Genomic DNA, 23,496 nt, shown 5'->3' on the forward strand with positions numbered 1-23,496 from the left:
TTCACTTTCCTTCCACGGCTACGGCCGTCCCGGCCGCCGCAAGGGCCTTGGCCCGACGGCGAGCGCCCGGGACCGCGTCGAGCAGCGCACGGGTATAGGGATGGGCGGTGTTGTCGAAAACGTCCGCTGAGGTTCCGGCTTCCACGATCTGTCCCGAGTTCATGACGGCGATGTGATGGCTCATGAGCCGGGCAACGGCCAAGTCATGGACGATGAACAAGTAGGTCAATCCGAGCTCATCCTGGAGATCGCTCAGGAGGTTCAGTACCTGGGCCTGGATCGAGACGTCCAGCGCGCTGACCGGTTCGTCCAGGACCACGAGGTCCGGGTTCAGTACAAGCGCCCTGGCAATCGCAATCCGCTGGCGTTGACCGCCCGAGAACGCGAACGGATAGCGATGCGCCTGCTTAAGGGTGATCCCGACGCGGTCAAGCACTTCCTCGACCCTGCGCGAGCGCTCCGCCCGGTCCGAGACGCCGTGGATGACCAACGGCTCTTCCACTAGGTCGGCAACCGTGAAGCGCGGGTCGAGTGATCCGTTCGGGTCCTGGAACACCATCTGGATCCGCCTGCGCATCCGCCGCATCTCCGGCTTCGACAAGGAGGTGAGGTCGACGCCGTCGAACTCGATCAGTCCGCTGTCCACCGCGGTCAGGCCCATGACGCACGCAGCCGTGGTGGACTTGCCGCTGCCCGATTCCCCCACGAGCCCGAGGGTTTGTCCGCGGTGAAGTTCGAATGAGACGTTCCGCAGGATCTGTGTCCGGTTCCGGGAACCGACAACACCCCTGCCGTAGGACTTGTTGAGGTTCGCCACCCGCAAGAGCGGGGCTGTGGCTACGTTGCTCATGCTGCATCTCCTGGGGTATCGCTCGCGAAATGGCAGCGGACGACGGCGCCGCCCGCCAAGGTGCGCGCCTCTGGTCGTTCCGTTGCGCACCGTAGTTCGTCCCGTCCGATCGGGCATCGCGCGGCAAAGGGGCATCCGGGCTCATCCACCGAAAGGTCCGGGGGCGATCCGGGAATGGCCGGCAACGCGCCACGCTTGGCCGTAGCGGGGTCGATGACGCAGTCCAGCAACGCCTTCGAATACGGGTGGGCCGGGGTGCCGAAAAGGGATCGGGTGCTGGTGGATTCGACGAAGCGCCCCGCGTACATCACGTTGACGCTGTCGCACAGTTCTTCCACGATCCCCAGGTTGTGGGTAATCATCACCAGCGCATTGCCGCGTTCGTCGCAGATTTTGGCCAGGAGGTCGAGGACTTGCGCCTGCGTGGTGACATCCAAGGCCGTCGTCGGTTCGTCGGCGATGACGACGGCGGGATCGTTGGCGATGGCCATCGCAATGAGCACGCGCTGCCTCATGCCCCCGGAATACTGGTGGGGGTAGTCGGCGATCCTCCGTTCGGGATCGTTGACGCCCACCTCGGCGAGGAGTTCGCACGCCATCCGCCGGGCCACCTTGACGGACACGTCCTGGTGCACCCGGATGGTTTCGACGAACTGGGTTCCAATGGTCTTGAGGGGATCCAGGGCAGCCATCGGATCCTGGAACACCAGGCCGATGTCCCGCCCGCGGATCTTGGAGATCCCGGCGTCGTCAAGGCCCACGAGCTCTGTCCCGTTGAGCTTGACGCTGCCGCCGACAATGCGGCCCGGTGGCGGAACGAGACCTACGAGGGACATGGCGAGGGCGGATTTCCCCGAGCCCGATTCCCCGACGATCGCCAATCGCTGCCGCGTGTGGAGGTCGAAGGATACGTCCCGCACCGCGTGGACGGTTCCCGAGGCTGTGTCGAAGTTGGTTGTTAGTCCTTTGACGCTCAGTACGGGCGCCTGGTCCGGCATCCCGTCACGGGCCATGCTCCGGGAAGGATAGGGAAGAGCGTTGGTGTGCGACATTAGCGGGCTCCTACTCGGGTGCGGGGATCTGCCGCAGTCATGATGAGGTCCGCGGCAAGGCTGACCACCACGTAGAGGATGGCGGCCAGCAGGAGCACTGCCTGGACCACGGCAAAGTCCTTCTGGATGATGGCATCGGCAGTCATGGAACCTATTCCAGGCCACCCGAACACTTTCTCGACGAGCAGGCTTCCTGCAAGGAGATCGGCGAACAAGAGCGAAGCAGCCGGCAACAGCGACAGCAGGCCGTGCGGGGCCACGTGGCGCGAGTAGACCGGGAACCTGCGCAGGCCATGGCTTTGGGCCACGGTGACGAAGGTTTCGCGCAGCGTGCCGCGGAGTTGGTTCCGGTACAGCCGGCTGAGGAAGGCGAACGGACCCAAGGCCACAATCGTCGCGGGCAGGATCAGGTGCCAGCTCGCATTGGCGAAAGTCCCCCACTGCCCCGCAAGCAGGGCGTCCACGGTAAACATGCCGGTGACGTTCGGTGGACGGAGCATGCCCGGTGACAGCCGGCCTTCAGGACCCGGGAATATCCCGAGCTGGATCGAAAGAACCAGCAGGGCAAGAAGGGCGATCCAGAAGGGTGGCGATCCCATGGCCAGGGAAGAAGCGATTCGAAGGACCCGGTCCGGCCAACGGCGTCGTGAGTAGACTGCGATGCTCGCGGCCAGGACCGCCGCCACAATGGCGATGATGACCGACAGCAGCCCCAGTTCGATCGTCGCCGGCAGCCTTTGGGCAAGGAGGTTGCCCACGCTGTTGCCTGTGCTGTAAGAGAAGCCGAAGTCACCGCGAAGGAGCGAGCCCATGTAGTTCCCGTACTGGACAAACAGGTTGTCATCCAGTCCCATCGACTTCCGCAGTGCCGCGATGGCGTCGTCGGTGGCCGCATCGCCCGCAATGGCCCGGGCCGGGTCACCCGGAACCTTGCGAAGGAGGATGAAAGCGAAGATAGAAGCCCCGAAGACCGTGGCGAGTGCTACGCCGAGCCGTTTGAAAATGGTGCTAATCATCGGAAAACCTCACTTTGCCTGGATGAATTCGCCGCGCGGATCCAGGACTTCCCGTGCCCTGTCCGCGATCATGGTGGTCAGGCTGACGGCAAGGAGCAGGCCCAGGCCGGGGAACCCCGCGATCCACCATTGACCGGTCAGGAAGAATTGCTGACCGTCAGTGATCATTTCTCCCCATTCGGCCGTCGGGGGTTGGGCACCGAGGCCCAGGTAACCGAGGGCAGCCAAGGAGAGCACTGCCGCACCGAAGACGGCGGCCATCTGCAGGATCATGATCGGAACCAGGTGCGGGAAAACGTGGCGGAACAACACGCGGGCAGGGTGCGCTCCGAGTGCGACGGTGGAACGAACGAAATCCTGGCCGTACAAGCGCATCACCTCCCCGCGAAGCGTCCGCATGTACCACGGGAACGAGTGAAGCGAGAGCCCGATGACGACGGCTGTCACTCCCGGCTTCAATGCCATTGCGATCGCCATTGCCAAAAGGATGGCCGGGAAGCAGAGGATGGAGTTGGTCAGCCATGTGAAAAGCGTGTCCACCCAGCCGCGCATGGATCCCGCCAAAAGGGCCGCGATACACCCGGCGATTGCGCCGATCAGGGCAATCGTCAGACCGGCCAGGATCGATGTCTGGCCACCCGCCAGGACCCGGGCCAACACGTCACGTCCGGTGTCGTCAGTGCCCATGGGGTGTCCCAAGTTCGGAGCCTGCAGGACCGCGCCGAGGTTGATGGCATCGGGCTGAACGCGCCAGATGAACGGGCCAATCAAGGTGGCCACGATGAGGGCGGCCAGGAACGACAAGGTCATGGTCAACGTCCGGTCCCGCCGAAGGAAGCTCCTGAAGGGTCTCCTTCTGGCCGGGACAACGATCTGTGGGGCGGCAATGGTTGTCATGAGAGTCCTTCCTCTCCGGAAAGGATCGTGGCCGGCTTCTGCACGCGGGCACCGATCGATGTGAGGATCGTCCGCAGCGTGGCGGCGCTGTGGAGCAGTTGACGACGACGCTCGGCAGGGCCGGGCTCGTCGTCCCAGTCGGCGAGCGCCGGGATATGCCCGCGCGCCACGCCGTCGTGCGTCGCAACACCGAGCCGGGCCAACTGGCCCAGCCCCGCGGCGTCGAGATGGGCTTCGTGCGTGAACCACGAACGGTCGAAAACCGGTGCATCGAACTTTCCCCGGTGCTGTTCCAGGGTGAAGTCGCGCACCCCGGCACGGAAAAGGTGGCCGAGGATCGCTTCCCAGTCGAAGACCCCCTCCCCGACTGCCCGCAAGCGGCGACGATAACCGTGCGGAAGCGGAAACAGGACCGCGTCCTCCAAATGGGTCATCCGGACCTGCGGTCCAAGCGCCCGGGCTGACTCCACAGGGTCCTCTCCACGAACCACCAGGTTTGCCACATCGAATCCGATCCCGAAGACTGCGGGATCCAAGGCCTGGACAAGCGCCTGCACTTCCGGTGAAGCCAGGTCTTCGTGGGTCTTGACGTTGATGTGGGCCTTTGCGTCACGCGCCGCGGGTGCGAGCGTCTCCAGGTTCGCCCGGATGAGCCGAAGCTGGGCAGGGTGGTCAAGGAACCTGCCTTGTTCCACGGCCCTTTCGCGGACGGACCGTGTGTGAACGAAGAACTCAGTGACGCCTAGTTCCAAGCCCCGGACGAGGGTCCGGCTCAGATCGGCCCGAACCGCGGCCGGATCATCAAACGGTCCCGCACAGCCCAGGCCAAGCTGGAGCTCGACCCCTGCAAGCCGGGCTTCCTCTGCCAGCTCATGCAGTTCGCCAGGCTTGTCCAGTTGCCCACGCGCTTCACCGGAAGGTTCCGAGGCGATGCTGTTGAGCACCACGAGGGTGAAGCCGTCAGCTAAGGCTGCCCGAAGCGATTCCACCAATGGACGGCCTTCGTGACCCGGGTAGCGGGTGAACTGGACCCCCAGGCGCGTCTCCGGCGGTTCGCCGGTGCCGAGGGGCCGCGAATCAGGTAGCACGTGTGTGATCTGGGTCATGTTTGCCAAGATACACTCGTAAGACGTCTTACGAAAGAGTAGATTTTCGGGGCCCCGTGTGAGACGCTTCGTTGAACAGAGAGCATGCCTAGCAAGGAGGGCACCATGACGGTGAATGGCCGGCGCAGCGTCGTCGACGATGCGATCGACGACATCCGCCTGAGGATCCGGGAGGGGGAATGGGGCCTCGGAGACCGCATTCCGCCCGAGCCCGAACTCGGAAAGGCCTTGGGCCTCAGCCGGGCACCCCTCCGGGAAGCCCTCCGCGCCTTGGTACACGCAGGACTCCTGGTGACACGGCAAGGTGACGGGACCTTCGTTGCCGCGGTGGACGAACAAGAAGTCGCCTTGCGCAAGGGCCTCGAGGGAGCTGACCGGCTCGAAGCCATCGAAGTCCGCCGCAGCCTTGACATTCCTGCGGCCGCCCTCGCCGCGCAGCGCCGTGACCAGGATGACCTGGACAAGCTCCAGGACGCGCTCGATCGACGCCGCGCCGCCGCGGAAGCCCACGACGAAGACGGATTCCGGCTGGCAGACATCGACTTCCACCGGGCCGTGGTGGGCGCCGCGCACAACCAGCTCTTGGCCGGCATCTATGGTTCCCTCGCGGAGAGCATCGACGGTTCATGGACATCGCCCGAGGGCCTGAACCGTGCCGCCCACGCCGAGCACGACAGTCATGACGAGCTCTTTGACGCCATCCGCGACCGCTCGGCACAGGACGCCATGCTCGTGGCTGGAGCGATCCTGGACAACCAGGCCTCGGATTTGGAGGGCAAGCTCCCGCGCCCCGCCGGCTCCTAGGATCTCCCGGACCGCCCGAATTGCTTCAAGGAGATCCATGATTACGCGCATCAAGGCCGCATTCATCATTGGGTATGCCGAGGGCGACCACTGCATCATGCCCGACGCGGAGCTGGTCCACGAGGGAGGGACGATTGTCTTCGTGGGCAGGGACTACCCCGGAATAGTAGACATCGACATCGACGCCGGGCAGGCAATCGTCTCCCCCGGATTCATCGACTTGAACGCCCTGGCGGATATCGACCACGCCCTTTTCGATTCGTGGACGGATCCCGGCCGGCGCTTGGGCCTCGTCTGGTCCGAGTCCTACCTGAGGGATCACGGAGCCGTGTTCACCCGGGAGCAGGCACGGTTCCGGCGCGAGTTTGCCCTTTCGCAATTGGTCCGCAACGGCATCACCACACTCATGCCCATCGCATCCGAGAGCTACCACGAATGGTGCGAAGACTACGAGGACCTTGCCGCCACCGCCGCCGCTGTGGAAGCCCTTGGCGTCCGGGCCTACCTGGGGCCGAGCTACCGCACCGCGGTCCCCTATACGGACGGCAAGCGGCTGATGCTCCACGAGGACGAACGGCGCGGCCTCGACGGGCTTGACCAAGCTGTTCGCTTCGCCCAGGACTACGAAGGGCGGGCCCAAGGTCTGATCAGGACGGCCCTGCTACCCGCCCGGATCGAAACGCAGACCGAACAGACCCTCCGCCTCACGCGGCAGGCCGCCGATGAGCTCAAGATCCCCGTGCGCCTGCACGCCGCCCAGGGGCTCTTCGAACTCGAGACGATGATCGCCCGCACGGGGCGGCGCCCGCTCCCCTACCTGGCCGATCTCGGTTTTCTCGCAGAGCGCACCTACATCCCCCACGCCTGGACCATTCCCGGGCACCCACACATGCCTGCCGCTGCCGGCACCGGGGACGATCTGGCGCTGCTCGCCGGGTCCGGAACTACGGTCCTGCTGTGTCCCATCCCCATGGCCCACTACGGCGGAATGCTCGACAACTACGACTCGTACCGCGAGCGCGGAGTGCGGATCGTACTGGGCACCGACTCTGCCCCGCCCAACATGATCCGGGCCATGGACCTGGCGATGGGAATGACCAAGACCCTCAGCGGGGACCGCTCAAGCGCCCAGGCCGCAGACCTGTTTCGCTCGGCCACCCTGGACCCGGCCGAATCGCTCGGCCGTTCCGACCTGGGCTGCCTGGCAGCCGGAGCACAGGCCGACTATTTCGTCTTGGACCTGAGTGGCAGCCACATCGGCCCGCACGCCGACCCCGTCCGCACCCTGATCATGAACGCGGACGGACGGGACATCACCCGGGTGGTGGTGGCCGGCCGGACCATTGTGGACAAGGGAGAAATCGTCACCGTGGACACGAGCGACTACCGGGAACGCGCCCAAGACTTCCTCGACCACTACATTGCCTCGCTGAGCGACTCGGATTACGCCCACCGCCCCACCCCCGAGCTCCTGCCACCCAGTTTTCCCCTGGGGTGAGACCGCGCGGCGCCGGGCTTACGGTGGCCGGAACACAAACGGTAGTCGTGCCTCGAATGTAAACACGGCCCCATCTGCCACGAAACATCGAGTGAACGAGCGCAAAAGGCTTGTCCAACAATCCCGCGAACAGCCCTATTTTTGACTTGACAGGAGCTCCCGTGTGGTGAGCTAAAACTAGCCGCCTCCTTGACCCAACAGTTCGGGTCCGGCGCGCCCCGATATCTGCGAACCGTTAGAGACCTCCCATGACTAGACAACTGACAGGCAGCCCCGCGGACACCGCGCATGCTGTCCCGGCCCCTCAGCGCCGGGGACGCTGGTCCGGCCGAACCCGACGCGACTTCTTTGTGTTCCTGGCACTGGCCTTGCCGAACTTGGCGCTGATCGCAGTGTTCACGTATCTGCCGTTGATCAACAACATGTATTACTCGACCCTTGACTGGACCCTGGGCTCCACCTCGGCCACCGTTGTGGGCTTCGAAAACTACGTCAACTTCTTCACCAGCTCCGACGCCCCGCAAGTGCTTGGCACCACGCTCGTCTTCACCGTGGTCACAGTCGGCGGTTCCATGGTGCTGGGTCTCTTGGTGGCCCTGGCCTTGAACGCCAAGGTCCGCGGCACCACCTTTGCGCGCTCAGCCGTCTTCGCCCCCTACGTCCTCAGCGGCGTAGGAGTCGGCCTCGTGTGGTTGTTCATCTTCGACCCCGGATACGGCGTGCTGTCTTGGCTGCTCCGGGGCATCGGCCAGCCAAGCCCGCAGTGGATCAACGATCCGCAGCTCTCCCTCGTGATGGTCATCATCGTCTACGTCTGGAAGAACCTGGGCTACTGCGCCGTCGTGTACCTCGCCGGACTCCAGTCGCTTCCGAAGGACGTCATGGAGGCAGCCTCCCTTGACGGCGCCAACGGCTTGCGCCGCTTCATGAGCATCTCCGTTCCGCTGCTTTCGCCCACCACGTTCTTCCTGCTGATCACCACGATGATCAGCTCGCTGCAGGCCTTTGACCTGATCCGCATCATGACGCCGCTGGGCAACGGCACCAGCACGCTGATCTACGAGGCCTATCTGCAGGCCTTCGGCGCCTACAACCGCGCAGGCTACTCCGCCGCCATCTCAGTGGTGCTCTTCGCCATCCTGCTCATCATCACCGTGCTCCAGCTGCGGTTCGTCGAACGGAAGGTGCACTACTCATGAGCACTCTCTCTCCCGTCAGCCCCAACCCCGCAAGCGGCGTCGGAACCCTTGAAGGTCCCGACGGCGGTCCGGAGCTCCCAGCGCGGCGCGACAAGCCGTTCTCCCGCGCAAACCTCGTCCAGACACTGGCCGGAGGCTACATCCCGCTGATCGTGGCCACCCTCGTGGTGGTACTGCCGCTGTTGTGGATGTTGCTGAGTTCCTTCAAGCAGCCGGGCGAGATCGTCACCACGGATCTCAAGATCCTGCCGCAGGGCTTGAATCTGGAGAACTACCACACGGCCATGACAACAGTGCCGTTCGCGCGGTTCTTCCTGAACAGCCTGATCGTCACCGTGGTTGGTTCCACTGTCAAAGTGATCCTCGCCATCCTGACGGCTTACGCCCTGGTCTTTGTCCGTTTCCCGTTCAAGAACGTCATCTTCGTCGTGATCCTCGTGGCCCTGATGGTGCCTCCGCAGGTGTCGATCCTCCCCAACTACATCCTGATCGCTGGGATCGGCGGGAAGAACACTCTGTGGGGGATCATCCTTCCGGGACTCGGTACCGCCTTCGGAACCTTCCTGCTGCGCCAGCATTTCAAGACGCTTCCGGGGTCCATCCTCGAAGCCGCGGAAATCGACGGCGCGGGCCATTGGCGCAGGCTGTGGCAAGTAGTCGCCCCCGTATCTCTCCCCTCCATCGCCACCGTCGCCCTCGTCACCGTGGTCAGCGAATGGAACGACTACATCTGGCCGCTGATCATCACGGACCGGCCGGAAACCATGACCCTCCCCGTTGGACTGACCTTGCTTCAGAACTCTGAAGGAAACGGCGCCGGCTGGGGGATCCTGATGGCCGGGGCCGTCCTGGTGATCATCCCCATCCTCCTGGTCTTCGCAGCGTTGCAACGCTACATCGTTGCCGGGCTCACCCAGGGCAGCGTCACTGGCTAGTAACACCGCCCCTTCCACACAACCCCATCACCACCTTTGCATCCTTGAGAGGACCAACCATGGCAATGAATCTTGATCGTAGAAACTTCCTGGGGCTCGCCGGCCTTGGGGTCGGCGCTGCCGCCCTTGCAGCATGCGGCGGTCCGTCGACCAGCGGCAGCGCAGTGAGCAGCAGCCCGTCGGACATCGACTTCACCGGCGTCAAGCCGGCAGGCTCGTTCGACTTTTGGACAAGCCACCCCGGGCAGTCCCAGGCCGTCGAGCAATCCATCATTGACAAGTTCCAGGCGAAGTTCCCGGACATCAAGGTGAACCTCGTGACGGCAGGCGCCAACTACGAGGAAATCGCGCAGAAGTTCCAGACCTCGCAGGCCGCGAAGTCGGCCCTCCCCGGCCTGGTCGTGCTCTCCGACGTCTGGTGGTTCCGCTATTACACGAACGGCAACATCATTCCCTTGGACGGGCTCATCAAGCAGCTGGACGTCAAAATTGACGACTTCCAGAAGTCCCTCGTAGCGGACTACCAATACGCCAACAAGCAGTGGGCGCTCCCCTATGGCCGCTCCACCCCGCTCTTCTACTACAACAAGGACCACTTCAAGGCCGCCGGCCTTCCGGACCGGGCACCCAAGACCTGGCAGGAGTTCGCCGAGTGGGCCCCCAAGCTCCAGGCCAGCTCGGGCGCGAAGTACGCCTACATCTACCCGGCCCTTGCCGGATACGCCGGCTGGACCCTGCAGAACAACCTGTGGGGCTGGGGCGGCAGCTGGTCCAACGGCTGGACCTTCAACTGCGATTCCGCCGAGTCGGTCACGGCCCTGCAGTGGGCACAGGACTCCATCTACAAGGACAAGTGGGCCGGCGTCTCCTCCAAGAACGCCGCGGACGACTTCTCCGCAGGCATCACGTCCACCACGATCTCCTCCACCGGGGACCTGTTGGGCGTGTTGAAGTCCGCCAAGTTCAACGTCGGCGTCGGCTTCCTGCCGGGCGGGCCCAAGGCCGAGACCAACGTCTGCCCCACCGGCGGCGCCGGACTCGGGATTCCCAGCGGTGTCAGCAAGGAAGTCCAGCTCGCGGCCGCGACCTTCCTGAAGTTCATGACCGAGCCGGAGAACACCGCGGCCTTCTCCGCTGCGACCGGCTACATGCCCACCCGCGTCTCAGCGGACATGACTGCAGTCCTCGCCAAGACTCCCCAGATCAAGACGGCCATGGACCAGCTCGCCGTGACCAAGGTGCAGGACAATGCCCGCGTGTTCCTGCCCGGCGCCGATCAGGAGATGGCCAAGGCTGCCGCGAAGATCCTCACGCAGCAGGGCGACGTGAAGGCCACCATGACGGACCTCAAGACAACCCTCGACGGCATCTACACCAAGGACGTCAAGCCCAAGCTCAAGAGCTAGGGCTCCGCGCGCCGAGTGCGCTCCCGCTGCCCAACTAGCTCGCAGTTAATGTCGTTTTAACGGGTCAGAACGACATCTAATGCGAGCTAGTTGGGCAGCCGCGTCTGTTCAGGGAATCGGAACGGGCACGACGCCGAGCGGCACCAACTGCTGTGCACCGCCGTCGGGGGCGGAGAGCACCCAGATGCCCTTTTCGTGGACGGCAACCGAGTGCTCCCACTGGCACGAACGCTTGCCGTCGGTGGTCACCACGGTCCAGTCGTCGTCGAGGGTTGCTGTTTCAATGCTGCCGCGGACGAGCATGGGTTCAATCGCAAGGCACAGTCCCGGCCTGATCTTCGGACCGCGGTGCGTGGTGCGGTAGTTCAATACATCAGGCGCCATGTGCATCTCGGAACCGATGCCGTGGCCCACGTAGTCCTCCAGGATGCCGAGCGGTTTCCCCGGTACGGAGGAGACGTAGTCATCCACGGCGTTCCCGATATCGCCCACGAACTTGCCCTTCGCCAAAGCAGCGATTCCACGCCACATGGCGGCCTGGGTGACATCCGAGAGCCGCTGGTCTTCAGGATCAGCCGTCCCCACTATCACGGTGCGTGCCGAGTCGGAGTGCCAGCCGTCAACGATCGCTCCGCCATCAATCGAAATGATGTCCCCGTCCTGGAGGACCCGGTCCCCGGGGATGCCGTGGACCACTTCCTCGTTGACGGATGCGCAGATGGTGGCCGGGAAGCCGTGGTATCCGAGGAAGTTCGACTTCGCTCCAGCGTCGATGAGGACCGCCGCGAACACGGCGTCGATCTCACGCGTCGTCACGCCGGGTTTCGCGGCCTCAACGGCTGCGTCGAGCGCTCTGCTGAGGACCAGTCCGGCCTCGTGCATCTTGCGCATTTGCTCATTCGTTTTGTATTCGATGCGGGGCTGGCCGAACGCCATGGTCTCCTCTTGTCGTGTGCTGCTTGTGGTGGGCTGCGGAACCAGATCACCCTCAGATCTCTTATTTTCCCGCATCGGCAGTAGTGCTCGAAACCGGAGCCGCGAACGCCCGGAAGCGGTCCCGGGTCCCGGACCCCAGACGGGGAACAGAAAAGGGCGTGTCCAGCGTGGGGAGCAGTTCACTCCAGCGCGGGACACACCCTTTTCAACAGTCGTGCGGCGACTAGACTGCCTTGGCTGCCTCGATGGCCAACAGGACGCGATCCGTGACCTCGTCGATGCCGCCAATGCCATCGACCTGGGTCAGGATGCCGCGTTCGGCATACTTGGCAACGACGGCCTCGGTCTGCTCGTGGTAGAGGTCCAGGCGGTGGCGGATGACACCTTCGTTGTCATCCGAGCGCCCGGTCTCCTTGGCGCGGCCCAGCAAGCGTGAAACAAGTTCCTCGTCGTCGGCCGTCAGCTGAAGCACGACGTCGAGCTTCGCTTCCGTATCGGCGAGGATCTGGTCCAGGTATTCCACCTGGGCGGTGGTGCGCGGGTATCCATCAAGCAGGAAGCCGTTCTCGACGTCGCTCTCGCTCAGTCGGTCACGGACCATCTTGTTGGTCACGCTGTCCGGAACGAAGTCGCCGGCGTCCATGTACTTCTTGGCTTCGATACCCAGCGGGGTTTCGCCCTTGACGTTTGCCCGGAAGATGTCGCCGGTAGAGATGGCGACTACGCCCAAGCGCTTGGAAATCCGCTCGGCCTGGGTTCCCTTGCCCGAACCCGGGGGTCCAATGATCAGCATTCTCGTCATCGCAAAAGCCCTTCGTAGTGACGTTGTTGTAGCTGCGCATCAATCTGCTTGACGGTTTCCAGGCCCACACCCACCATGATCAGAATTGACGTGCCACCGAACGGGAAGTTCTGGTTGGCGCCGATCAGGACGAGTGCGACCAGCGGAATCAACGCCACGAAGCCCAGGTAAAAGGCGCCGGGGAGGGTGATCCTGGAAAGCACGTACTGCAGGTAGTCCGCGGTCGGTTTACCCGCCCGGATGCCCGGAATGAACCCGCCGTACTTCTTCATGTTGTCCGAGACCTCTTCAGGGTTGAAGGTGATCGCGACGTAGAAGTAGGTGAAGAACACAATCATGACGAAGTACAACGCCATGTAGATGGGGTGGTCGCCCTTGGTGAGGTTGTTGTTTATCCACTCAACCCACGGGGCGATGGACTCTCCGGCCTTCGGCTGGTTGAACTGCGCAATCAGCCCGGGCAGGTAAAGCATGGAGGAAGCAAAGATGACGGGCACGACGCCGGCCATGTTCACCTTGATGGGGATGTAGGTGCTGGTGCCGCCCACAGTGCGCCGGCCGATCATGCGCTTCGCATATTGGACCGGAATGCGCCGCTGGGACTGCTCCACGAAGACTACGAGTGCGACCGTCACGAGGCCGATCGCCAACACCGTGAAGAAGGTGCCCGGACCCTTGGAGTTCCAGATGGCACCAAGCGAGGTCGGGAAGCCGGCAGCGATGGACGTGAAGATGAGCAGCGACATGCCGTTGCCCACGCCCTTCTCCGTAACCAGTTCGCCCATCCACATGATGAGGCCTGTACCGGCCGTCAAGGTGATGACGACAAGAATCGTGGCAATGATGCTCGTGTCGGGGATGATCGGCAGCTGGCAGTTGGGCAGCAGCTGCCCGGAGCGTGCCAGGGACACCAATGTGGTGGCGTTCAGCAGGCCCAGAGCAATGGTCAGATAACGCGTGTACTGCGTCAGCTTCGACTGGCCCGAGGCGCCTTCGTCATACAGCTCCTGGAACCGCGGAATGACCACGCGGAGCAGCTGCACGATGATGCTGGCCGTGATGTACGGCATGATCCCCAGGGCAAAGATCGAAACCTGCAGCAGTGCACCACCGCTGAACAGGTTGACGAGCTGATAGAGGCCGCCCTGGTCCTGATTGCTTGACAAACATTGCTGAACATTTTGGTAGCTCACACCAGGCGAGGGGATAAAAGCTCCCAAGCGGAAGATTGTGATGATTCCCAGCGTGAACAACAACTTGCGTCGCAGATCAGGCGTACGAAATGCCCGGCCGAATGCGCTTAGCAAGCGTCCTCCTGAGTTAAAAGTCCAAGGGTGTCGAAAGGGGTCATTGAAACCCAACACCCGAGTCTAACGGTTTGATGCGCCATGCGAACAATCGAGGGTATGCGCCATGTGAAAAGACTCCCGGCGCGAGGGGCCGAAGCCCTCCGCTCCGGGAGTCTTTTTACAGCGGGCGAACGCCCCAGAGCCCTTAGAGGGCAGTGGTGGTTCCGCCTGCTGCTGCGATCTTCTCAGCTGCGCTGGAGGAGAAAGCGTGGGCGGTGACGTCAACCTTGACGGTGATGTCGCCGGTGCCCAGCACCTTGACGGGCTGGTTCTTGCGAACGGCGCCCTTCTCAACCAGCGATTCGACGGTGACAGCGCCACCTTCCGGGAACAGCTCGTTGAGCTTGTCCAGGTTTACAACCTGGAACTCAACCCGGAACGGGTTCTTGAAGCCGCGAAGCTTCGGCAGGCGCATGTGCAGCGGCAACTGGCCGCCGGCAAAGCCAGCCTTGACCTGGTAGCGGGCCTTCGTACCCTTGGTACCGCGACCCGCGGTCTTACCCTTGGAGCCTTCACCACGACCAACACGGGTCTTGGCAGTCTTGGCACCGGGGGCGGGACGCAGGTGGTGGACCTTCAGAGTGTTCTGCTTGTCGGCAGCCTCTGCGGCAGTCTTGTTCTCAGCCATTACTTCGCCTCCTCTACATTCACGAGGTGCGGAACCGTGTTGAGCATTCCAACGGTTACGGCATCAGCGGTACGGACAACAGTGTGTCCGATGCGCTTGAGGCCGAGGGACCGCAGGGTCTCACGCTGGTTCTGCTTGGCGCCGATGACGCCCTTGATCTGGGTGATCTCCAACTGAGCGTCGGAGGGAGTCAGGTTCTTAGCCATGACTAGACACCTGCCTTCTGGTTCTGGAGTGCGCGCACCAGAGCAGCAGGAGCAACCTCGTCCAGCGGCAGGCCACGGCGGGCTGCCACGGAAGCGGGCTCTTCCAGTCGCTTCAGGGCGTCAACAGTCGCGTGAACGATGTTGATGGCGTTCGAGGAACCGAGCGACTTGGAGAGAACGTCGTGGATACCGACGCATTCCAGTACCGCGCGGACCGGACCACCGGCGATAACACCGGTACCCGGGGAAGCCGGACGCAGCATGACAACGCCTGCTGCGGCCTCACCCTGCACGCGGTGCGGGATGGTGCTGCCAACGCGGGGAACGCGGAAGAAGGACTTCTTAGCCTCTTCAACGCCCTTTGCGATAGCTGCCGGAACTTCCTTCGCCTTGCCGTAGCCAACGCCAACCAGGCCGTTGCCGTCACCGACGACGACGAGTGCGGTGAAGCTGAAGCGACGACCACCCTTGACGACCTTGGCAACACGGTTGATGGTTACAACGCGCTCTACGAACTGGCTCTTCTCGGCCTCGCGACCGCCGTCGCGGCCACCACGGCCACCACGGTCGCCGCGGCCCTGGCCACGGTCACCACGCTCGCCACGACGGCCGCCGCGGCGGTCGTCGGTGGCAGCAGCAGTCTCAGTTGCCTCAGCAGCTGCAGCTTCAGTCACCTGAATGTCCTTTTCGTTATTCTCAACGGTCACAGTGCCAGCCCACCTTCACGTGCACCGTCAGCGACGGCGGCGATCCGGCCGTGGTACTTGTTACCACCGCGGTCGAAGACAACAGCTTCGATGCCTGCAGCCTTGGCACGCCCGGCAACGAGCTCGCCGACGCGCTTGGCCTTGGCAGTCTTGTCGCCGTCGAATGCACGAAGGTCAGCTTCCAGAGTGGAAGCGTAAGCCACGGTTACACCCTTGCTGTCATCGACAACCTGGACGAAGATGTGGCGTGCGGAGCGGTTGACGACCAGACGAGGACGAGCAGCCGTGCCGGTGATGCGCTTGCGGATACGAAGCTGGCGACGGCTGCGTGCAGCAGACTTGCTCTTGTTCGTACGCTTCTTGTTAATTGCGATGGCCATGGTTTACTTACCAGCCTTTCCGACCTTGCGGCGGATAACTTCGCCGGCGTAACGGACACCCTTGCCCTTGTAGGGGTCGGGCTTGCGCAGCTTGCGAATGTTGGCAGCAACCTCGCCGACCTGCTGCTTGGAGATACCAGCGACGGAGAGCTTGGTCGGCCCCTCCACCGTGAAGGTGATGCCTTCGGGAGCGGAGACATTGACCGGGTGGCTGAAGCCGAGAGCGAACTCAAGGTCAGAACCCTTGGCCTGAACGCGGTAACCGGTACCAACGATTTCAAGCTTCTTTTCGTAGCCCTTGGTGACGCCCTCGATCATGTTGGCGATCAGGGTGCGGGTCAGGCCGTGCAGGGAACGCGAAGTGCGCTCGTCGTTCGGGCGGGTGACAGTCAAGGTGCTTTCGTCCAGGGTGACCTCGATCGGGCTGGCTACAGTGTGGCTCAGCTCGCCTTTGGTGCCCTTGACGTTGATGACAGAGCCATCAACCTTAACTTCAACGCCGGCAGGAACGGTGATGGGGAGACGTCCAATACGTGACATTATTCTCTTCCTTTCCCGTTACCAGACGTACGCGAGGACTTCGCCGCCCACGCCCTTCTTGCCGGCCTGCTTGTCAGTCAGGAGGCCGGAAGAGGTGGACAGGATTGCGATACCCAGGCCACCCAGCACGTGAGGCAGGTTGGTGGACTTCGCGTAAACGCGGAGACCAGGCTTGGAAATGCGGCGGACACCAGCGATCGAACGCTCGCGGTTCGGACCGAACTTGAGGTCGATGGTCAGCTTCTTGCCGACTTCGGCTTCCTCTTCCTTCCAGGCAGCAATGTAGCCTTCTGCCTTCAGGATGTCGGCAACGCGTGCCTTGAGCTTGCTGTACGGCATGCTCACGGTGTCGTGGTATGCCGAGTTGGCGTTGCGCAGACGCGTAAGCATGTCTGCGACAGGATCTGTCATAGTCATTGTGGGCTCTTGCCCTTCCTCGTAATGGTTTCCGCGTTGGCTACAAAGGAGCCGCGGCCGGACCTACTACGTAGTTATTAGTCTTCGGATTTGAACGGGAAGCCAAGTGCCTTGAGCAGCGCACGGCCTTCGTCATCGGTCTTTGCAGTGGTGACAACCGTGATGTCCATACCGCGAACGCGGTCGATGGAGTCCTGGTCGATTTCGTGGAACATAACCTGCTCGGTCAAACCGAAGGTGTAGTTGCCGTTGCCGTCGAACTGCTTGCCGTTGAGGCCGCGGAAGTCGCGGATACGGGGCAGGGCGAGGGTCACGAGGCGGTCCACGAATTCCCACATACGGTCCCCACGCAGAGTTGCGTGTGCACCGATGGGCATGCCTTCGCGCAGCTTGAACTGTGCGATGGATTTGCGGGCCTTGGTTACCTGCGGCTTCTGGCCGGTGATCAGGGTGAGGTCGCGGACAGCGCCGTCGATCAGCTTGGAGTCCTTGGCGGCATCTCCAACACCCATGTTCACAACAACCTTCACCAGGCGGGGAACCTGGTTCACGTTCTCGTACTTGAATTCCTCAACCAGGGTCTGCTTGATGGAATCGGCGTACTTCGTCTTCAGACGCGGAACGATCTTCGCTGGAGTCTCGAGAGTCTCAGTCATTAGATGTCCTTCCCGGATGCCTTGGACACGCGGACACGGACGGCCTTGGAGACGCCGTCCTTCTCAACGGTCTCGAGACGGAAACCAACGCGGGTCGGCTTCTTGGTCGAGGGGTCAACAAGAGCAACGTTGGAGACGTGGATCGGGGCCTCAACGACCTCGATGCCACCGGTCTTGGTGCCGCGCTGCGACTGACCGACCTTGGTGTGCTTGGTGACGCGGTTGATGCCTTCTACCAGGACGCGGTTGGTCTCGGTGAACACGCGCAGAACCTTGCCCTGCTTGCCACGGTCGCCGCCGCGTTCCTGCTTGGCGCCGGTGATGACCTGAACCAGGTCACCCTTCTTGATCTTTGCACCCATGGGTTACAGCACCTCCGGAGCCAACGAAACGATCTTCATGAACTTCTTGTCACGGAGCTCACGACCAACCGGGCCGAAGATACGGGTACCGCGGGGGTCGCCGTCGTTCTTCAGAATCACAGCTGCGTTCTCGTCAAACTTGATATAGGAACCATCCGCACGGCGGCGTTCCTTCTTGGTACGAACGATGACAGCCTTGACGACGTCACCCTTCTTTACGTTGCCGCCCGGGATAGCGTCCTTGACGGTTGCGACAATGACGTCGCCAATGCCTGCGTAGCGACGGCCGGATCCACCGAGAACGCGAATGGTAAGGATTTCCTTAGCACCCGTGTTGTCGGCGACCTTCAGTCGCGACTCCTGCTGAATCAATTTTTACTCCTTGCGTCGCGCGGGTTCTCAGGCCGAAATGGAGCATACGGAATGAGCCTTGCGGAACGGTTGATCGGGGTGTCTCTTGACCTGCCTGGATTTTGCCAGAGCAGGCCTAAACTCCCGTGCCGCCAGCATCAGCTTCCCTTGCGGAAATAGCTGCGCGGGGCAGTATGCCGCGGCACGATTGTTTACGAGGTGGTTGTTGACGCACAACTGGCGCCATACAAACTCAATATCCTAGCACGTTTTACGCTAAGGACCGAAACGCGGAAAGGCCCGCATTCCTTCCGGAATACGGGCCCTCCCACCAATCCATATCGCTGCCGGACAAAGCCCGGCGCGGGATTACTTAGCCTTTTCGAGGATCTCGACCAGGCGCCACCGCTTTGTAGCGGACAGCGGGCGGGTCTCAGAGATCAGAACGAGGTCGCCGATGCCGGCGGTGTTCTGCTCGTCGTGAGCCTTGATCTTCGAGGTGCGGCGAATGACCTTGCCGTACAGAGCGTGCTTCACGCGGTCTTCGACCTGAACAACGATGGTCTTTTCCATCTTGTCAGAGACAACGTAGCCGCGACGCGTCTTACGGTAACCGCGCTGTTCAGCGCTGGCTGCTGCTTCCGTCACAGTTTCCTTCTGTTCGCTCACTTGGCGTCCTCTCCAGCCTCGGCTTCGGCCTTTTCAGCCTTGGCTTCTGCCTTCTTGGACTTCTTTTCTTCCTTGGCTTCCACAACCGGTGCGGCAACCTCGGCACGAATGCCCAGCTCGCGCTCACGGAGAACGGTGTAGATGCGTGCGATGTCCTTCTTTACCGCGCGCAGACGACCGTGGTTCTCCAGCTGTCCGGTGGCGGACTGGAAACGCAGGTTGAACAGCTCTTCCTTGGACTTGCGGAGTTCTTCAACGAGACGCTCGTTGTCGAAACCGTCCAGCTGTGCGGGTGCGAGATCCTTCGACCCTACTGCCATTTCTATTCACCACCTTCGCGACGCACAATGCGTGCCTTCAACGGCAGCTTGTGGATTGCCAGGCGCAGTGCCTCGCGAGCTACCTCTTCATTGACACCGGCGAGCTCGAAGAGAACGCGGCCCGGCTTGACGTTTGCGACCCACCATTCCGGAGAACCCTTACCGGAACCCATGCGGGTTTCGGCCGGCTTCTTCGTCAGCGGACGGTCCGGATAAATGTTGATCCAGACCTTGCCGCCACGCTTGATGTGGCGGGTCATCGCGATACGGGCAGACTCGATCTGACGGTTCGTGACGTAGGCCGGGCTCAGCGCCTGGATGCCGTACTCACCGAAAGTGACCTTGGTGCCGCCCGTTGCAGCGCCGGAACGACCCGGGTGGTGCTGCTTACGGTGCTTGACTCGACGTGGGATAAGCATTTAAGCCTGTCCTCCTTCTGCTGCGGGAGCAGCAGCTTCAGCTGCCGGAGCCTCTGCAGCAACGGGTGCTGCGTCAGCTGCCGGACGGTCGGTACGACGACGGCGGTCACCACGGTCTGCGCCACCCGGGCGGCCCGGACGGTCGCTCGGACCGCGGCCGCGGGACGGAGCAGCAGCTGCCTGCTGAGCCAGTTCCTTGGCGGTGACGTCGCCCTTGTAGATCCAGACCTTCACGCCGATGCGGCCGAAGGTGGTCTTGGCCTCGTAGAAGCCGTAGTCGATGTTCGCGCGCAGGGTGTGCAGGGGCACACGGCCTTCGCGGTAGAACTCCGAGCGGGACATTTCTGCGCCACCCAGTCGACCGGAGCAAGCGATACGGATACCCTTGGCACCCGCACGCTGTGCGGACTGCATGGCCTTCTTCATCGCACGGCGGAAAGCCACGCGGGAAGTCAGCTGCTCAGCAACGCCCTGGGCAACAAGCTGTGCTTCCATCTCGGGGTTCTTGACCTCGAGGATGTTCAGCTGGACCTGCTTGCCGGTGAGCTTTTCGAGCTCGCCGCGAATGCGGTCTGCTTCTGCGCCGCGGCGGCCGATGACGATGCCCGGACGAGCCGTGTGGATGTCCACGCGGACACGGTCACGGGTGCGCTCGATTTCGACCTTGGCGATACCGGCGCGCTCCATGCCCGTGGACATGAGCTGGCGGATCCGGATGTCTTCGCGAACGAAGTCCTTGTACCGCTGGCCAGCCTTGGTGCTGTCAGCAAACCAGTGCGATACGTGATCGGTGGTGATGCCGAGTCGGAACCCGTGCGGGTTTACTTTCTGTCCCACTTAGCGAGCCTCCTCTTTCTCCGGGGTAGCGACTACCACGGTGATGTGGCTCGTGCGCTTCTTGATCTGAAATGCGCGACCCTGAGCACGCGGCTGGAACCGCTTCATGGTCGGGCCTTCATCAACAAACGCTTCGCTGATGTAGAGGTCTCCTTCGTCAAAGGCAACGCCGTCGCGGTCCGCGAGGACCCGTGCGTTTGCCATTGCCGACTGAACTACCTTGAATACCGGCTCCGAAGCTGCCTGTTCGGCGAACTTCAGAATTGCCAGAGCCTCATTCGCTTGCTTACCACGAACAAGGTTGACGACGCGCCGGGCCTTCATAGGCGTTACGCGGATGTGACGCGCAATAGCCTTGGCTTCCATTGCTTTCCTTCTCTCGTCTTTGACGTAAGTGCAGGCGCCTAGCGGCGCTTGCCCTTACGGTCGTCCTTGACATGGCCGCGGAATGTCCGCGTGGGAGCGAATTCGCCGAGCTTGTGCCCGACCATCGACTCGGTGACAAACACCGGAATGTGCTTGCGTCCGTCGTGCACGGCGATCGTGTGGCCGAGCATGTCGGGGACGATCATCGAACGGCGGGACCAGGTCTTGATGACGTTCTTGGTGCCCTTTTCGTTTTCCCTGGCTACCTTTACAAAGAGGTGCTGGTCAACGAAAGGACCTTTTTTCAGGCTGCGTGGCATGTGTCCAGGCTCCTATCGCTTGTTCTTGCCAGTACGACGGCGACGAACAATAAGCTTGTCGCTCTCTTTGTTGGGGCGGCGGGTGCGGCCTTCACGCTTACCGTTCGGGTTGACGGGGTGACGTCCACCGGACGTCTTACCCTCGCCACCACCGTGCGGGTGATCGACCGGGTTCATCGCGACACCACGGACGGTCGGGCGAACGCCCTTCCAGCGCATACGGCCGGCCTTGCCCCAGTTGATGTTCGACTGCTCGGCGTTGCCGACCTCGCCGACGGTTGCGCGGCAGCGCACGTCAACGTTGCGGATTTCACCGGAGGGCAGACGCAGCTGGGCGAAACGGCCTTCCTTGGCGACGAGCTGAACCGAAGCACCTGCGGAACGGGCCATCTTGGCGCCGCCACCCGGACGCAGTTCAACTGCGTGGATGGTGGTACCAACCGGGATGTTGCGCAGCGGCAGGTTGTTGCCCGGCTTGATGTCAGCATCGGGACCAGCCTCGACGAAGTCACCCTGGGACAGCTTGTTCGGGGCGATGATGTAACGCTTGGTGCCATCAACGTAGTGCAGGAGGGCGATGCGAGCCGTACGGTTCGGATCGTACTCGATTTCGGCAACGCGGGCGTTGACGCCGTCTTTGTCGTGGCGACGGAAGTCGATCAGACGGTACTGGCGCTTGTGGCCACCACCCTTGTGACGGGTAGTGATCTTACCGGTGTTGTTACGGCCGCCAGTCTTGTGCAGCGGACGCAGCAACGACTTTTCCGGAGTCGATCGCGTGATTTCGGAGAAGTCGGCTACGCTCGAGCCGCGACGGCCCGGGGTAGTCGGCTTGTATTTACGGATTCCCATAATTCATTTCCTCGTTAAAGTGGTCTCCGCTACGCGAGCGGACCGCCGAAGATGTCGATTGTGCCTTCTTTGAGGGTGACAATCGCACGCTTGGTGCTCTTGCGCTGTCCCCAGCCGAATTTGGTGCGCTTGCGCTTACCGGCACGGTTGATGGTGTTGATCGATTCGACCTTGACGGAGAAAATCTTCTCCACGGCCAGCTTGATCTCGGTCTTGTTCGAGCGGGGGTCCACCAGGAAGGTGTACTTGCCCTCGTCGATCAGGCCGTAGCTCTTTTCCGAAACGACGGGTGCAATGACGACGTCGCGCGGGTCTTTGATGGTGGCTGCACTCACTTGGCATCCTCCTCGTTCTTTGCCTTGTCAGCGATGAAAGCCTCGAACGCAGCCTTGGTGAAGACAACGTCGTCGGAAACCAGCACGTCGTAGGTGTTCAGCTGGTCTGCGTACAGAACGTGAACATCCGTGAGGTTGCGCACGGAAAGTGCAGCAACATCGTTGGCGCGCTCGATAACAACGAGCAGGTTCCTACGCTCGGAAACTGCACGCAACGCGGCCAGTGCTTCCTTGGAGGACGGCTTGGGGCCGGCGACCAGTTCAGCAACGACGTGGATGCGGCCGTTACGGGCGCGGTCGGACAGGGCGCCACGCAGTGCGGCAGCCTTCATCTTCTTGGGGGTCCGCTGGCTGTAGTCGCGCGGCGTCGGGCCGTGGACAATGCCACCACCGGTCATGTGAGGAGCACGGATGGAACCCTGACGGGCGCGGCCGGTGCCCTTCTGCTTGAACGGCTTGCGGCCTGCACCGGAAACTTCGGCGCGGGTCTTGGTCTTGTGGGTACCCTGGCGGGCAGCAGCGAGCTGTGCGACGACGACCTGGTGCAGCAACGGCACGTTGGTCTGGACGTCGAAGATCTCTGCAGGCAGGTCTACCTTGACAGTGCTAGTCATTTAACTAGGCTCCCTTCACGGCGGTGCGTACGAGGACGACCTGGCCGCGGGCGCCGGGGACGGCACCCTTGATAAGGAGCAGCGACTTCTCGGCGTCAACAGCGTGAACCGTGAGGTTCAGCGTGGTGTGACGTTCTGCGCCCATGCGACCGGCCATTTTCAGACCCTTGAAGACGCGGCTCGGGGTGGATGCGCCACCGATGGAACCGGGCTTGCGGTGGTTCTTGTGCGCACCGTGGGAGGCTCCAACACCGTGGAAGCCGTGACGCTTCATAACACCGGCGAAGCCCTTACCCTTGCTGGTGCCGACGACGTCGATCTTCTGACCGGCTTCGAAGAGCTCAACAGAAAGCTCCTGGCCCAGTTCGTAAGACGCGGCGTCTGCAGTGCGCAGTTCGACGACGTGGCGGCGAGGAGTTACGCCAGCCTTTTCAAAGTGACCAGCCAGCGGCTTGGTGACCTTGCGGGGATCGATCTGGCCGTAGCCGATCTGAACGGCGACATAGCCATCAGTCTCTGCATTGCGCAGCTGGGTGATGACGTTGGAGTCAGCCTGGACGACAGTTACCGGGATGAGCTTGTTGTTCTCGTCCCAGACCTGGGTCATGCCGAGCTTCGTGCCCAGCAGGCCCTTTACATTACGGGTTGCGGTCATAGTTTTCTCAGC

32 protein-coding genes are annotated in these 23,496 nt (G+C 62.5%); 5 read left to right on the forward strand and 27 right to left on the reverse strand.

All coding sequences use genetic code 11. The features are described from left to right. Position 1: 1 nt before the first annotated feature. From LFT47_RS16035 to LFT47_RS16055, 5 genes are read right to left on the reverse strand one after another with little or no spacing between them, the layout of a single operon-like run. Positions 2 to 850, reverse strand: coding sequence for an ATP-binding cassette domain-containing protein (locus LFT47_RS16035; protein WP_236812260.1), 849 nt, complete (start codon positions 848 to 850; stop codon positions 2 to 4). Beyond that, on the reverse strand, positions 847 to 1,902 hold the full coding sequence (locus LFT47_RS16040) for an ABC transporter ATP-binding protein (RefSeq protein WP_236812261.1): 1,056 nt from the start codon (positions 1,900 to 1,902) through the stop codon (positions 847 to 849). Before LFT47_RS16040 ends, LFT47_RS16035 begins: the two co-directional genes overlap by 4 nt. Next, positions 1,902 to 2,918, reverse strand: a complete 1,017-nt coding sequence (locus tag LFT47_RS16045; RefSeq protein WP_236812262.1) for an ABC transporter permease — start codon at positions 2,916 to 2,918, stop codon at positions 1,902 to 1,904. Before LFT47_RS16045 ends, LFT47_RS16040 begins: the two co-directional genes overlap by 1 nt. A 9-nt stretch (positions 2,919 to 2,927) precedes the next feature. Then, complete coding sequence (locus LFT47_RS16050; RefSeq protein WP_236812263.1) at positions 2,928 to 3,815, reverse strand: ABC transporter permease; 888 nt, start codon at positions 3,813 to 3,815, stop codon at positions 2,928 to 2,930. Continuing rightward, the gene (locus LFT47_RS16055; RefSeq protein WP_236812264.1) at positions 3,812 to 4,921 is read right to left on the reverse strand and encodes a sugar phosphate isomerase/epimerase family protein; all 1,110 of its coding nucleotides are present in this window, start codon (positions 4,919 to 4,921) and stop codon (positions 3,812 to 3,814) included. Before LFT47_RS16055 ends, LFT47_RS16050 begins: the two co-directional genes overlap by 4 nt. A 105-nt stretch (positions 4,922 to 5,026) precedes the next feature. Between LFT47_RS16055 and LFT47_RS16060 the strand changes: the two genes are divergently transcribed. The 5 genes from LFT47_RS16060 to LFT47_RS16080 all read left to right on the forward strand — a co-directional run bounded on the left by LFT47_RS16060 (position 5,027) and on the right by LFT47_RS16080 (position 10,763). After that, the gene (locus tag LFT47_RS16060; protein ID WP_236812265.1) at positions 5,027 to 5,725 is read left to right on the forward strand and encodes a FadR/GntR family transcriptional regulator; all 699 of its coding nucleotides are present in this window, start codon (positions 5,027 to 5,029) and stop codon (positions 5,723 to 5,725) included. 37 nt (positions 5,726 to 5,762) lie between these two features. Beyond that, a complete protein-coding gene (locus LFT47_RS16065) occupies positions 5,763 to 7,223 on the forward strand; it encodes a chlorohydrolase family protein (protein WP_236812267.1) in 1,461 nt (486 codons plus the stop codon). A 248-nt stretch (positions 7,224 to 7,471) separates the two neighbouring features. Further along, a complete protein-coding gene (locus LFT47_RS16070) occupies positions 7,472 to 8,422 on the forward strand; it encodes a carbohydrate ABC transporter permease (protein ID WP_236812269.1) in 951 nt (316 codons plus the stop codon). Next, on the forward strand, positions 8,419 to 9,357 hold the full coding sequence (locus tag LFT47_RS16075) for a carbohydrate ABC transporter permease (protein ID WP_236812271.1): 939 nt from the start codon (positions 8,419 to 8,421) through the stop codon (positions 9,355 to 9,357). The genes LFT47_RS16070 and LFT47_RS16075 overlap by 4 nt, the downstream gene beginning before the upstream one ends. A 59-nt stretch (positions 9,358 to 9,416) precedes the next feature. Beyond that, positions 9,417 to 10,763, forward strand: coding sequence for an ABC transporter substrate-binding protein (locus LFT47_RS16080; RefSeq protein WP_236812273.1), 1,347 nt, complete (start codon positions 9,417 to 9,419; stop codon positions 10,761 to 10,763). Positions 10,764 to 10,871: 108 nt separating this feature from the next. Here the strand turns inward: LFT47_RS16080 and map are convergent, their stop codons facing one another. From map to rplC, 22 genes are all read right to left on the reverse strand, one after another. After that, positions 10,872 to 11,699 carry a type I methionyl aminopeptidase gene (gene map, locus LFT47_RS16085; RefSeq protein ID WP_236812274.1) on the reverse strand — a complete coding sequence of 276 codons (828 nt, stop codon included), beginning with the start codon at positions 11,697 to 11,699 and terminating at the stop codon, positions 10,872 to 10,874. Between the two features lie 223 nt (positions 11,700 to 11,922). Further along, positions 11,923 to 12,492: an adenylate kinase gene (locus tag LFT47_RS16090; protein ID WP_236818655.1), complete on the reverse strand. Its 570-nt coding sequence runs from the start codon at positions 12,490 to 12,492 to the stop codon at positions 11,923 to 11,925. Between the two features lie 5 nt (positions 12,493 to 12,497). After that, entirely contained in the window at positions 12,498 to 13,808 is a 1,311-nt protein-coding gene (gene secY / locus LFT47_RS16095; protein WP_236812275.1) for a preprotein translocase subunit SecY, read from the reverse strand. Between the two features lie 187 nt (positions 13,809 to 13,995). Further along, on the reverse strand, positions 13,996 to 14,478 hold the full coding sequence (rplO, locus tag LFT47_RS16100; RefSeq protein ID WP_059387372.1) for a 50S ribosomal protein L15: 483 nt from the start codon (positions 14,476 to 14,478) through the stop codon (positions 13,996 to 13,998). Continuing rightward, complete coding sequence (rpmD, locus tag LFT47_RS16105) at positions 14,478 to 14,684, reverse strand: 50S ribosomal protein L30 (protein WP_059387371.1); 207 nt, start codon at positions 14,682 to 14,684, stop codon at positions 14,478 to 14,480. The genes rplO and rpmD overlap by 1 nt, the downstream gene beginning before the upstream one ends. 2 nt (positions 14,685 to 14,686) lie before the next feature. Further along, on the reverse strand, positions 14,687 to 15,358 hold the full coding sequence (gene rpsE, locus LFT47_RS16110; RefSeq protein WP_028265093.1) for a 30S ribosomal protein S5: 672 nt from the start codon (positions 15,356 to 15,358) through the stop codon (positions 14,687 to 14,689). Positions 15,359 to 15,387: 29 nt separating this feature from the next. Further along, positions 15,388 to 15,771: a 50S ribosomal protein L18 gene (gene rplR / locus LFT47_RS16115; RefSeq protein ID WP_236812276.1), complete on the reverse strand. Its 384-nt coding sequence runs from the start codon at positions 15,769 to 15,771 to the stop codon at positions 15,388 to 15,390. Between the two features lie 3 nt (positions 15,772 to 15,774). Next, positions 15,775 to 16,311, reverse strand: coding sequence for a 50S ribosomal protein L6 (gene rplF / locus LFT47_RS16120; RefSeq protein ID WP_236812277.1), 537 nt, complete (start codon positions 16,309 to 16,311; stop codon positions 15,775 to 15,777). An 18-nt stretch (positions 16,312 to 16,329) separates the two neighbouring features. Beyond that, a complete protein-coding gene (gene rpsH / locus LFT47_RS16125; RefSeq protein ID WP_028265096.1) occupies positions 16,330 to 16,728 on the reverse strand; it encodes a 30S ribosomal protein S8 in 399 nt (132 codons plus the stop codon). A gap of 77 nt (positions 16,729 to 16,805) precedes the next feature. Then, on the reverse strand, positions 16,806 to 17,384 hold the full coding sequence (gene rplE / locus LFT47_RS16130; protein WP_059387367.1) for a 50S ribosomal protein L5: 579 nt from the start codon (positions 17,382 to 17,384) through the stop codon (positions 16,806 to 16,808). Further along, complete coding sequence (gene rplX, locus LFT47_RS16135) at positions 17,384 to 17,746, reverse strand: 50S ribosomal protein L24 (RefSeq protein ID WP_236812278.1); 363 nt, start codon at positions 17,744 to 17,746, stop codon at positions 17,384 to 17,386. Before rplX ends, rplE begins: the two co-directional genes overlap by 1 nt. A gap of 3 nt (positions 17,747 to 17,749) precedes the next feature. Beyond that, complete coding sequence (gene rplN / locus LFT47_RS16140; protein ID WP_003803789.1) at positions 17,750 to 18,118, reverse strand: 50S ribosomal protein L14; 369 nt, start codon at positions 18,116 to 18,118, stop codon at positions 17,750 to 17,752. A gap of 348 nt (positions 18,119 to 18,466) precedes the next feature. Further along, entirely contained in the window at positions 18,467 to 18,766 is a 300-nt protein-coding gene (gene rpsQ / locus LFT47_RS16145) for a 30S ribosomal protein S17 (protein WP_059387365.1), read from the reverse strand. Continuing rightward, a complete protein-coding gene (gene rpmC, locus LFT47_RS21390) occupies positions 18,763 to 19,086 on the reverse strand; it encodes a 50S ribosomal protein L29 (RefSeq protein ID WP_059387364.1) in 324 nt (107 codons plus the stop codon). Before rpmC ends, rpsQ begins: the two co-directional genes overlap by 4 nt. A 2-nt stretch (positions 19,087 to 19,088) precedes the next feature. Next, complete coding sequence (rplP, locus tag LFT47_RS16155; RefSeq protein WP_028265101.1) at positions 19,089 to 19,505, reverse strand: 50S ribosomal protein L16; 417 nt, start codon at positions 19,503 to 19,505, stop codon at positions 19,089 to 19,091. Continuing rightward, entirely contained in the window at positions 19,506 to 20,342 is an 837-nt protein-coding gene (gene rpsC / locus LFT47_RS16160; protein ID WP_028265102.1) for a 30S ribosomal protein S3, read from the reverse strand. After that, positions 20,343 to 20,708: a 50S ribosomal protein L22 gene (rplV, locus tag LFT47_RS16165; RefSeq protein WP_028265103.1), complete on the reverse strand. Its 366-nt coding sequence runs from the start codon at positions 20,706 to 20,708 to the stop codon at positions 20,343 to 20,345. A gap of 38 nt (positions 20,709 to 20,746) precedes the next feature. Next, positions 20,747 to 21,028: a 30S ribosomal protein S19 gene (rpsS, locus tag LFT47_RS16170; RefSeq protein ID WP_018773666.1), complete on the reverse strand. Its 282-nt coding sequence runs from the start codon at positions 21,026 to 21,028 to the stop codon at positions 20,747 to 20,749. 12 nt (positions 21,029 to 21,040) lie between these two features. Then, positions 21,041 to 21,880, reverse strand: coding sequence for a 50S ribosomal protein L2 (gene rplB, locus LFT47_RS16175; RefSeq protein WP_028265104.1), 840 nt, complete (start codon positions 21,878 to 21,880; stop codon positions 21,041 to 21,043). Positions 21,881 to 21,909: 29 nt separating this feature from the next. Further along, positions 21,910 to 22,215 carry a 50S ribosomal protein L23 gene (gene rplW, locus LFT47_RS16180; protein ID WP_059387362.1) on the reverse strand — a complete coding sequence of 102 codons (306 nt, stop codon included), beginning with the start codon at positions 22,213 to 22,215 and terminating at the stop codon, positions 21,910 to 21,912. After that, complete coding sequence (gene rplD, locus LFT47_RS16185; RefSeq protein ID WP_236812279.1) at positions 22,212 to 22,829, reverse strand: 50S ribosomal protein L4; 618 nt, start codon at positions 22,827 to 22,829, stop codon at positions 22,212 to 22,214. Before rplD ends, rplW begins: the two co-directional genes overlap by 4 nt. A 4-nt stretch (positions 22,830 to 22,833) precedes the next feature. Continuing rightward, positions 22,834 to 23,484, reverse strand: coding sequence for a 50S ribosomal protein L3 (gene rplC / locus LFT47_RS16190; RefSeq protein WP_059387360.1), 651 nt, complete (start codon positions 23,482 to 23,484; stop codon positions 22,834 to 22,836). Between the last annotated feature and the right edge of the window lie 12 nt (positions 23,485 to 23,496).

The organism is Arthrobacter sp. FW306-2-2C-D06B, assembly GCF_021789175.1.
In the GTDB taxonomy this organism is placed as follows: domain Bacteria; phylum Actinomycetota; class Actinomycetes; order Actinomycetales; family Micrococcaceae; genus Arthrobacter.

Coding starts and splice junctions, on each gene's coding strand:
- LFT47_RS16035 (WP_236812260.1), bottom strand. CDS start 850: ATGAGCAACGTAGCCACAGCCCCGCTCTTGCGGGTGGCGAACCTCAAC.
- LFT47_RS16040 (WP_236812261.1), bottom strand. CDS start 1,902: ATGTCGCACACCAACGCTCTTCCCTATCCTTCCCGGAGCATGGCCCGT.
- LFT47_RS16045 (WP_236812262.1), bottom strand. CDS start 2,918: ATGATTAGCACCATTTTCAAACGGCTCGGCGTAGCACTCGCCACGGTC.
- LFT47_RS16050 (WP_236812263.1), bottom strand. CDS start 3,815: ATGACAACCATTGCCGCCCCACAGATCGTTGTCCCGGCCAGAAGGAGA.
- LFT47_RS16055 (WP_236812264.1), bottom strand. CDS start 4,921: ATGACCCAGATCACACACGTGCTACCTGATTCGCGGCCCCTCGGCACC.
- LFT47_RS16060 (WP_236812265.1), top strand. CDS start 5,027: ATGACGGTGAATGGCCGGCGCAGCGTCGTCGACGATGCGATCGACGAC.
- LFT47_RS16065 (WP_236812267.1), top strand. CDS start 5,763: ATGATTACGCGCATCAAGGCCGCATTCATCATTGGGTATGCCGAGGGC.
- LFT47_RS16070 (WP_236812269.1), top strand. CDS start 7,472: ATGACTAGACAACTGACAGGCAGCCCCGCGGACACCGCGCATGCTGTC.
- LFT47_RS16075 (WP_236812271.1), top strand. CDS start 8,419: ATGAGCACTCTCTCTCCCGTCAGCCCCAACCCCGCAAGCGGCGTCGGA.
- LFT47_RS16080 (WP_236812273.1), top strand. CDS start 9,417: ATGGCAATGAATCTTGATCGTAGAAACTTCCTGGGGCTCGCCGGCCTT.
- map (WP_236812274.1), bottom strand. CDS start 11,699: ATGGCGTTCGGCCAGCCCCGCATCGAATACAAAACGAATGAGCAAATG.
- LFT47_RS16090 (WP_236818655.1), bottom strand. CDS start 12,492: ATGCTGATCATTGGACCCCCGGGTTCGGGCAAGGGAACCCAGGCCGAG.
- rplO (WP_059387372.1), bottom strand. CDS start 14,478: ATGGCTGAGAACAAGACTGCCGCAGAGGCTGCCGACAAGCAGAACACT.
- rpmD (WP_059387371.1), bottom strand. CDS start 14,684: ATGGCTAAGAACCTGACTCCCTCCGACGCTCAGTTGGAGATCACCCAG.
- rplR (WP_236812276.1), bottom strand. CDS start 15,771: ATGGCCATCGCAATTAACAAGAAGCGTACGAACAAGAGCAAGTCTGCT.
- rplF (WP_236812277.1), bottom strand. CDS start 16,311: ATGTCACGTATTGGACGTCTCCCCATCACCGTTCCTGCCGGCGTTGAA.
- rpsH (WP_028265096.1), bottom strand. CDS start 16,728: ATGACTATGACAGATCCTGTCGCAGACATGCTTACGCGTCTGCGCAAC.
- rplE (WP_059387367.1), bottom strand. CDS start 17,384: ATGACTGAGACTCTCGAGACTCCAGCGAAGATCGTTCCGCGTCTGAAG.
- rplX (WP_236812278.1), bottom strand. CDS start 17,746: ATGGGTGCAAAGATCAAGAAGGGTGACCTGGTTCAGGTCATCACCGGC.
- rpmC (WP_059387364.1), bottom strand. CDS start 19,086: ATGGCAGTAGGGTCGAAGGATCTCGCACCCGCACAGCTGGACGGTTTC.
- rplP (WP_028265101.1), bottom strand. CDS start 19,505: ATGCTTATCCCACGTCGAGTCAAGCACCGTAAGCAGCACCACCCGGGT.
- rplV (WP_028265103.1), bottom strand. CDS start 20,708: ATGGAAGCCAAGGCTATTGCGCGTCACATCCGCGTAACGCCTATGAAG.
- rpsS (WP_018773666.1), bottom strand. CDS start 21,028: ATGCCACGCAGCCTGAAAAAAGGTCCTTTCGTTGACCAGCACCTCTTT.
- rplB (WP_028265104.1), bottom strand. CDS start 21,880: ATGGGAATCCGTAAATACAAGCCGACTACCCCGGGCCGTCGCGGCTCG.
- rplD (WP_236812279.1), bottom strand. CDS start 22,829: ATGACTAGCACTGTCAAGGTAGACCTGCCTGCAGAGATCTTCGACGTC.
- rplC (WP_059387360.1), bottom strand. CDS start 23,484: ATGACCGCAACCCGTAATGTAAAGGGCCTGCTGGGCACGAAGCTCGGC.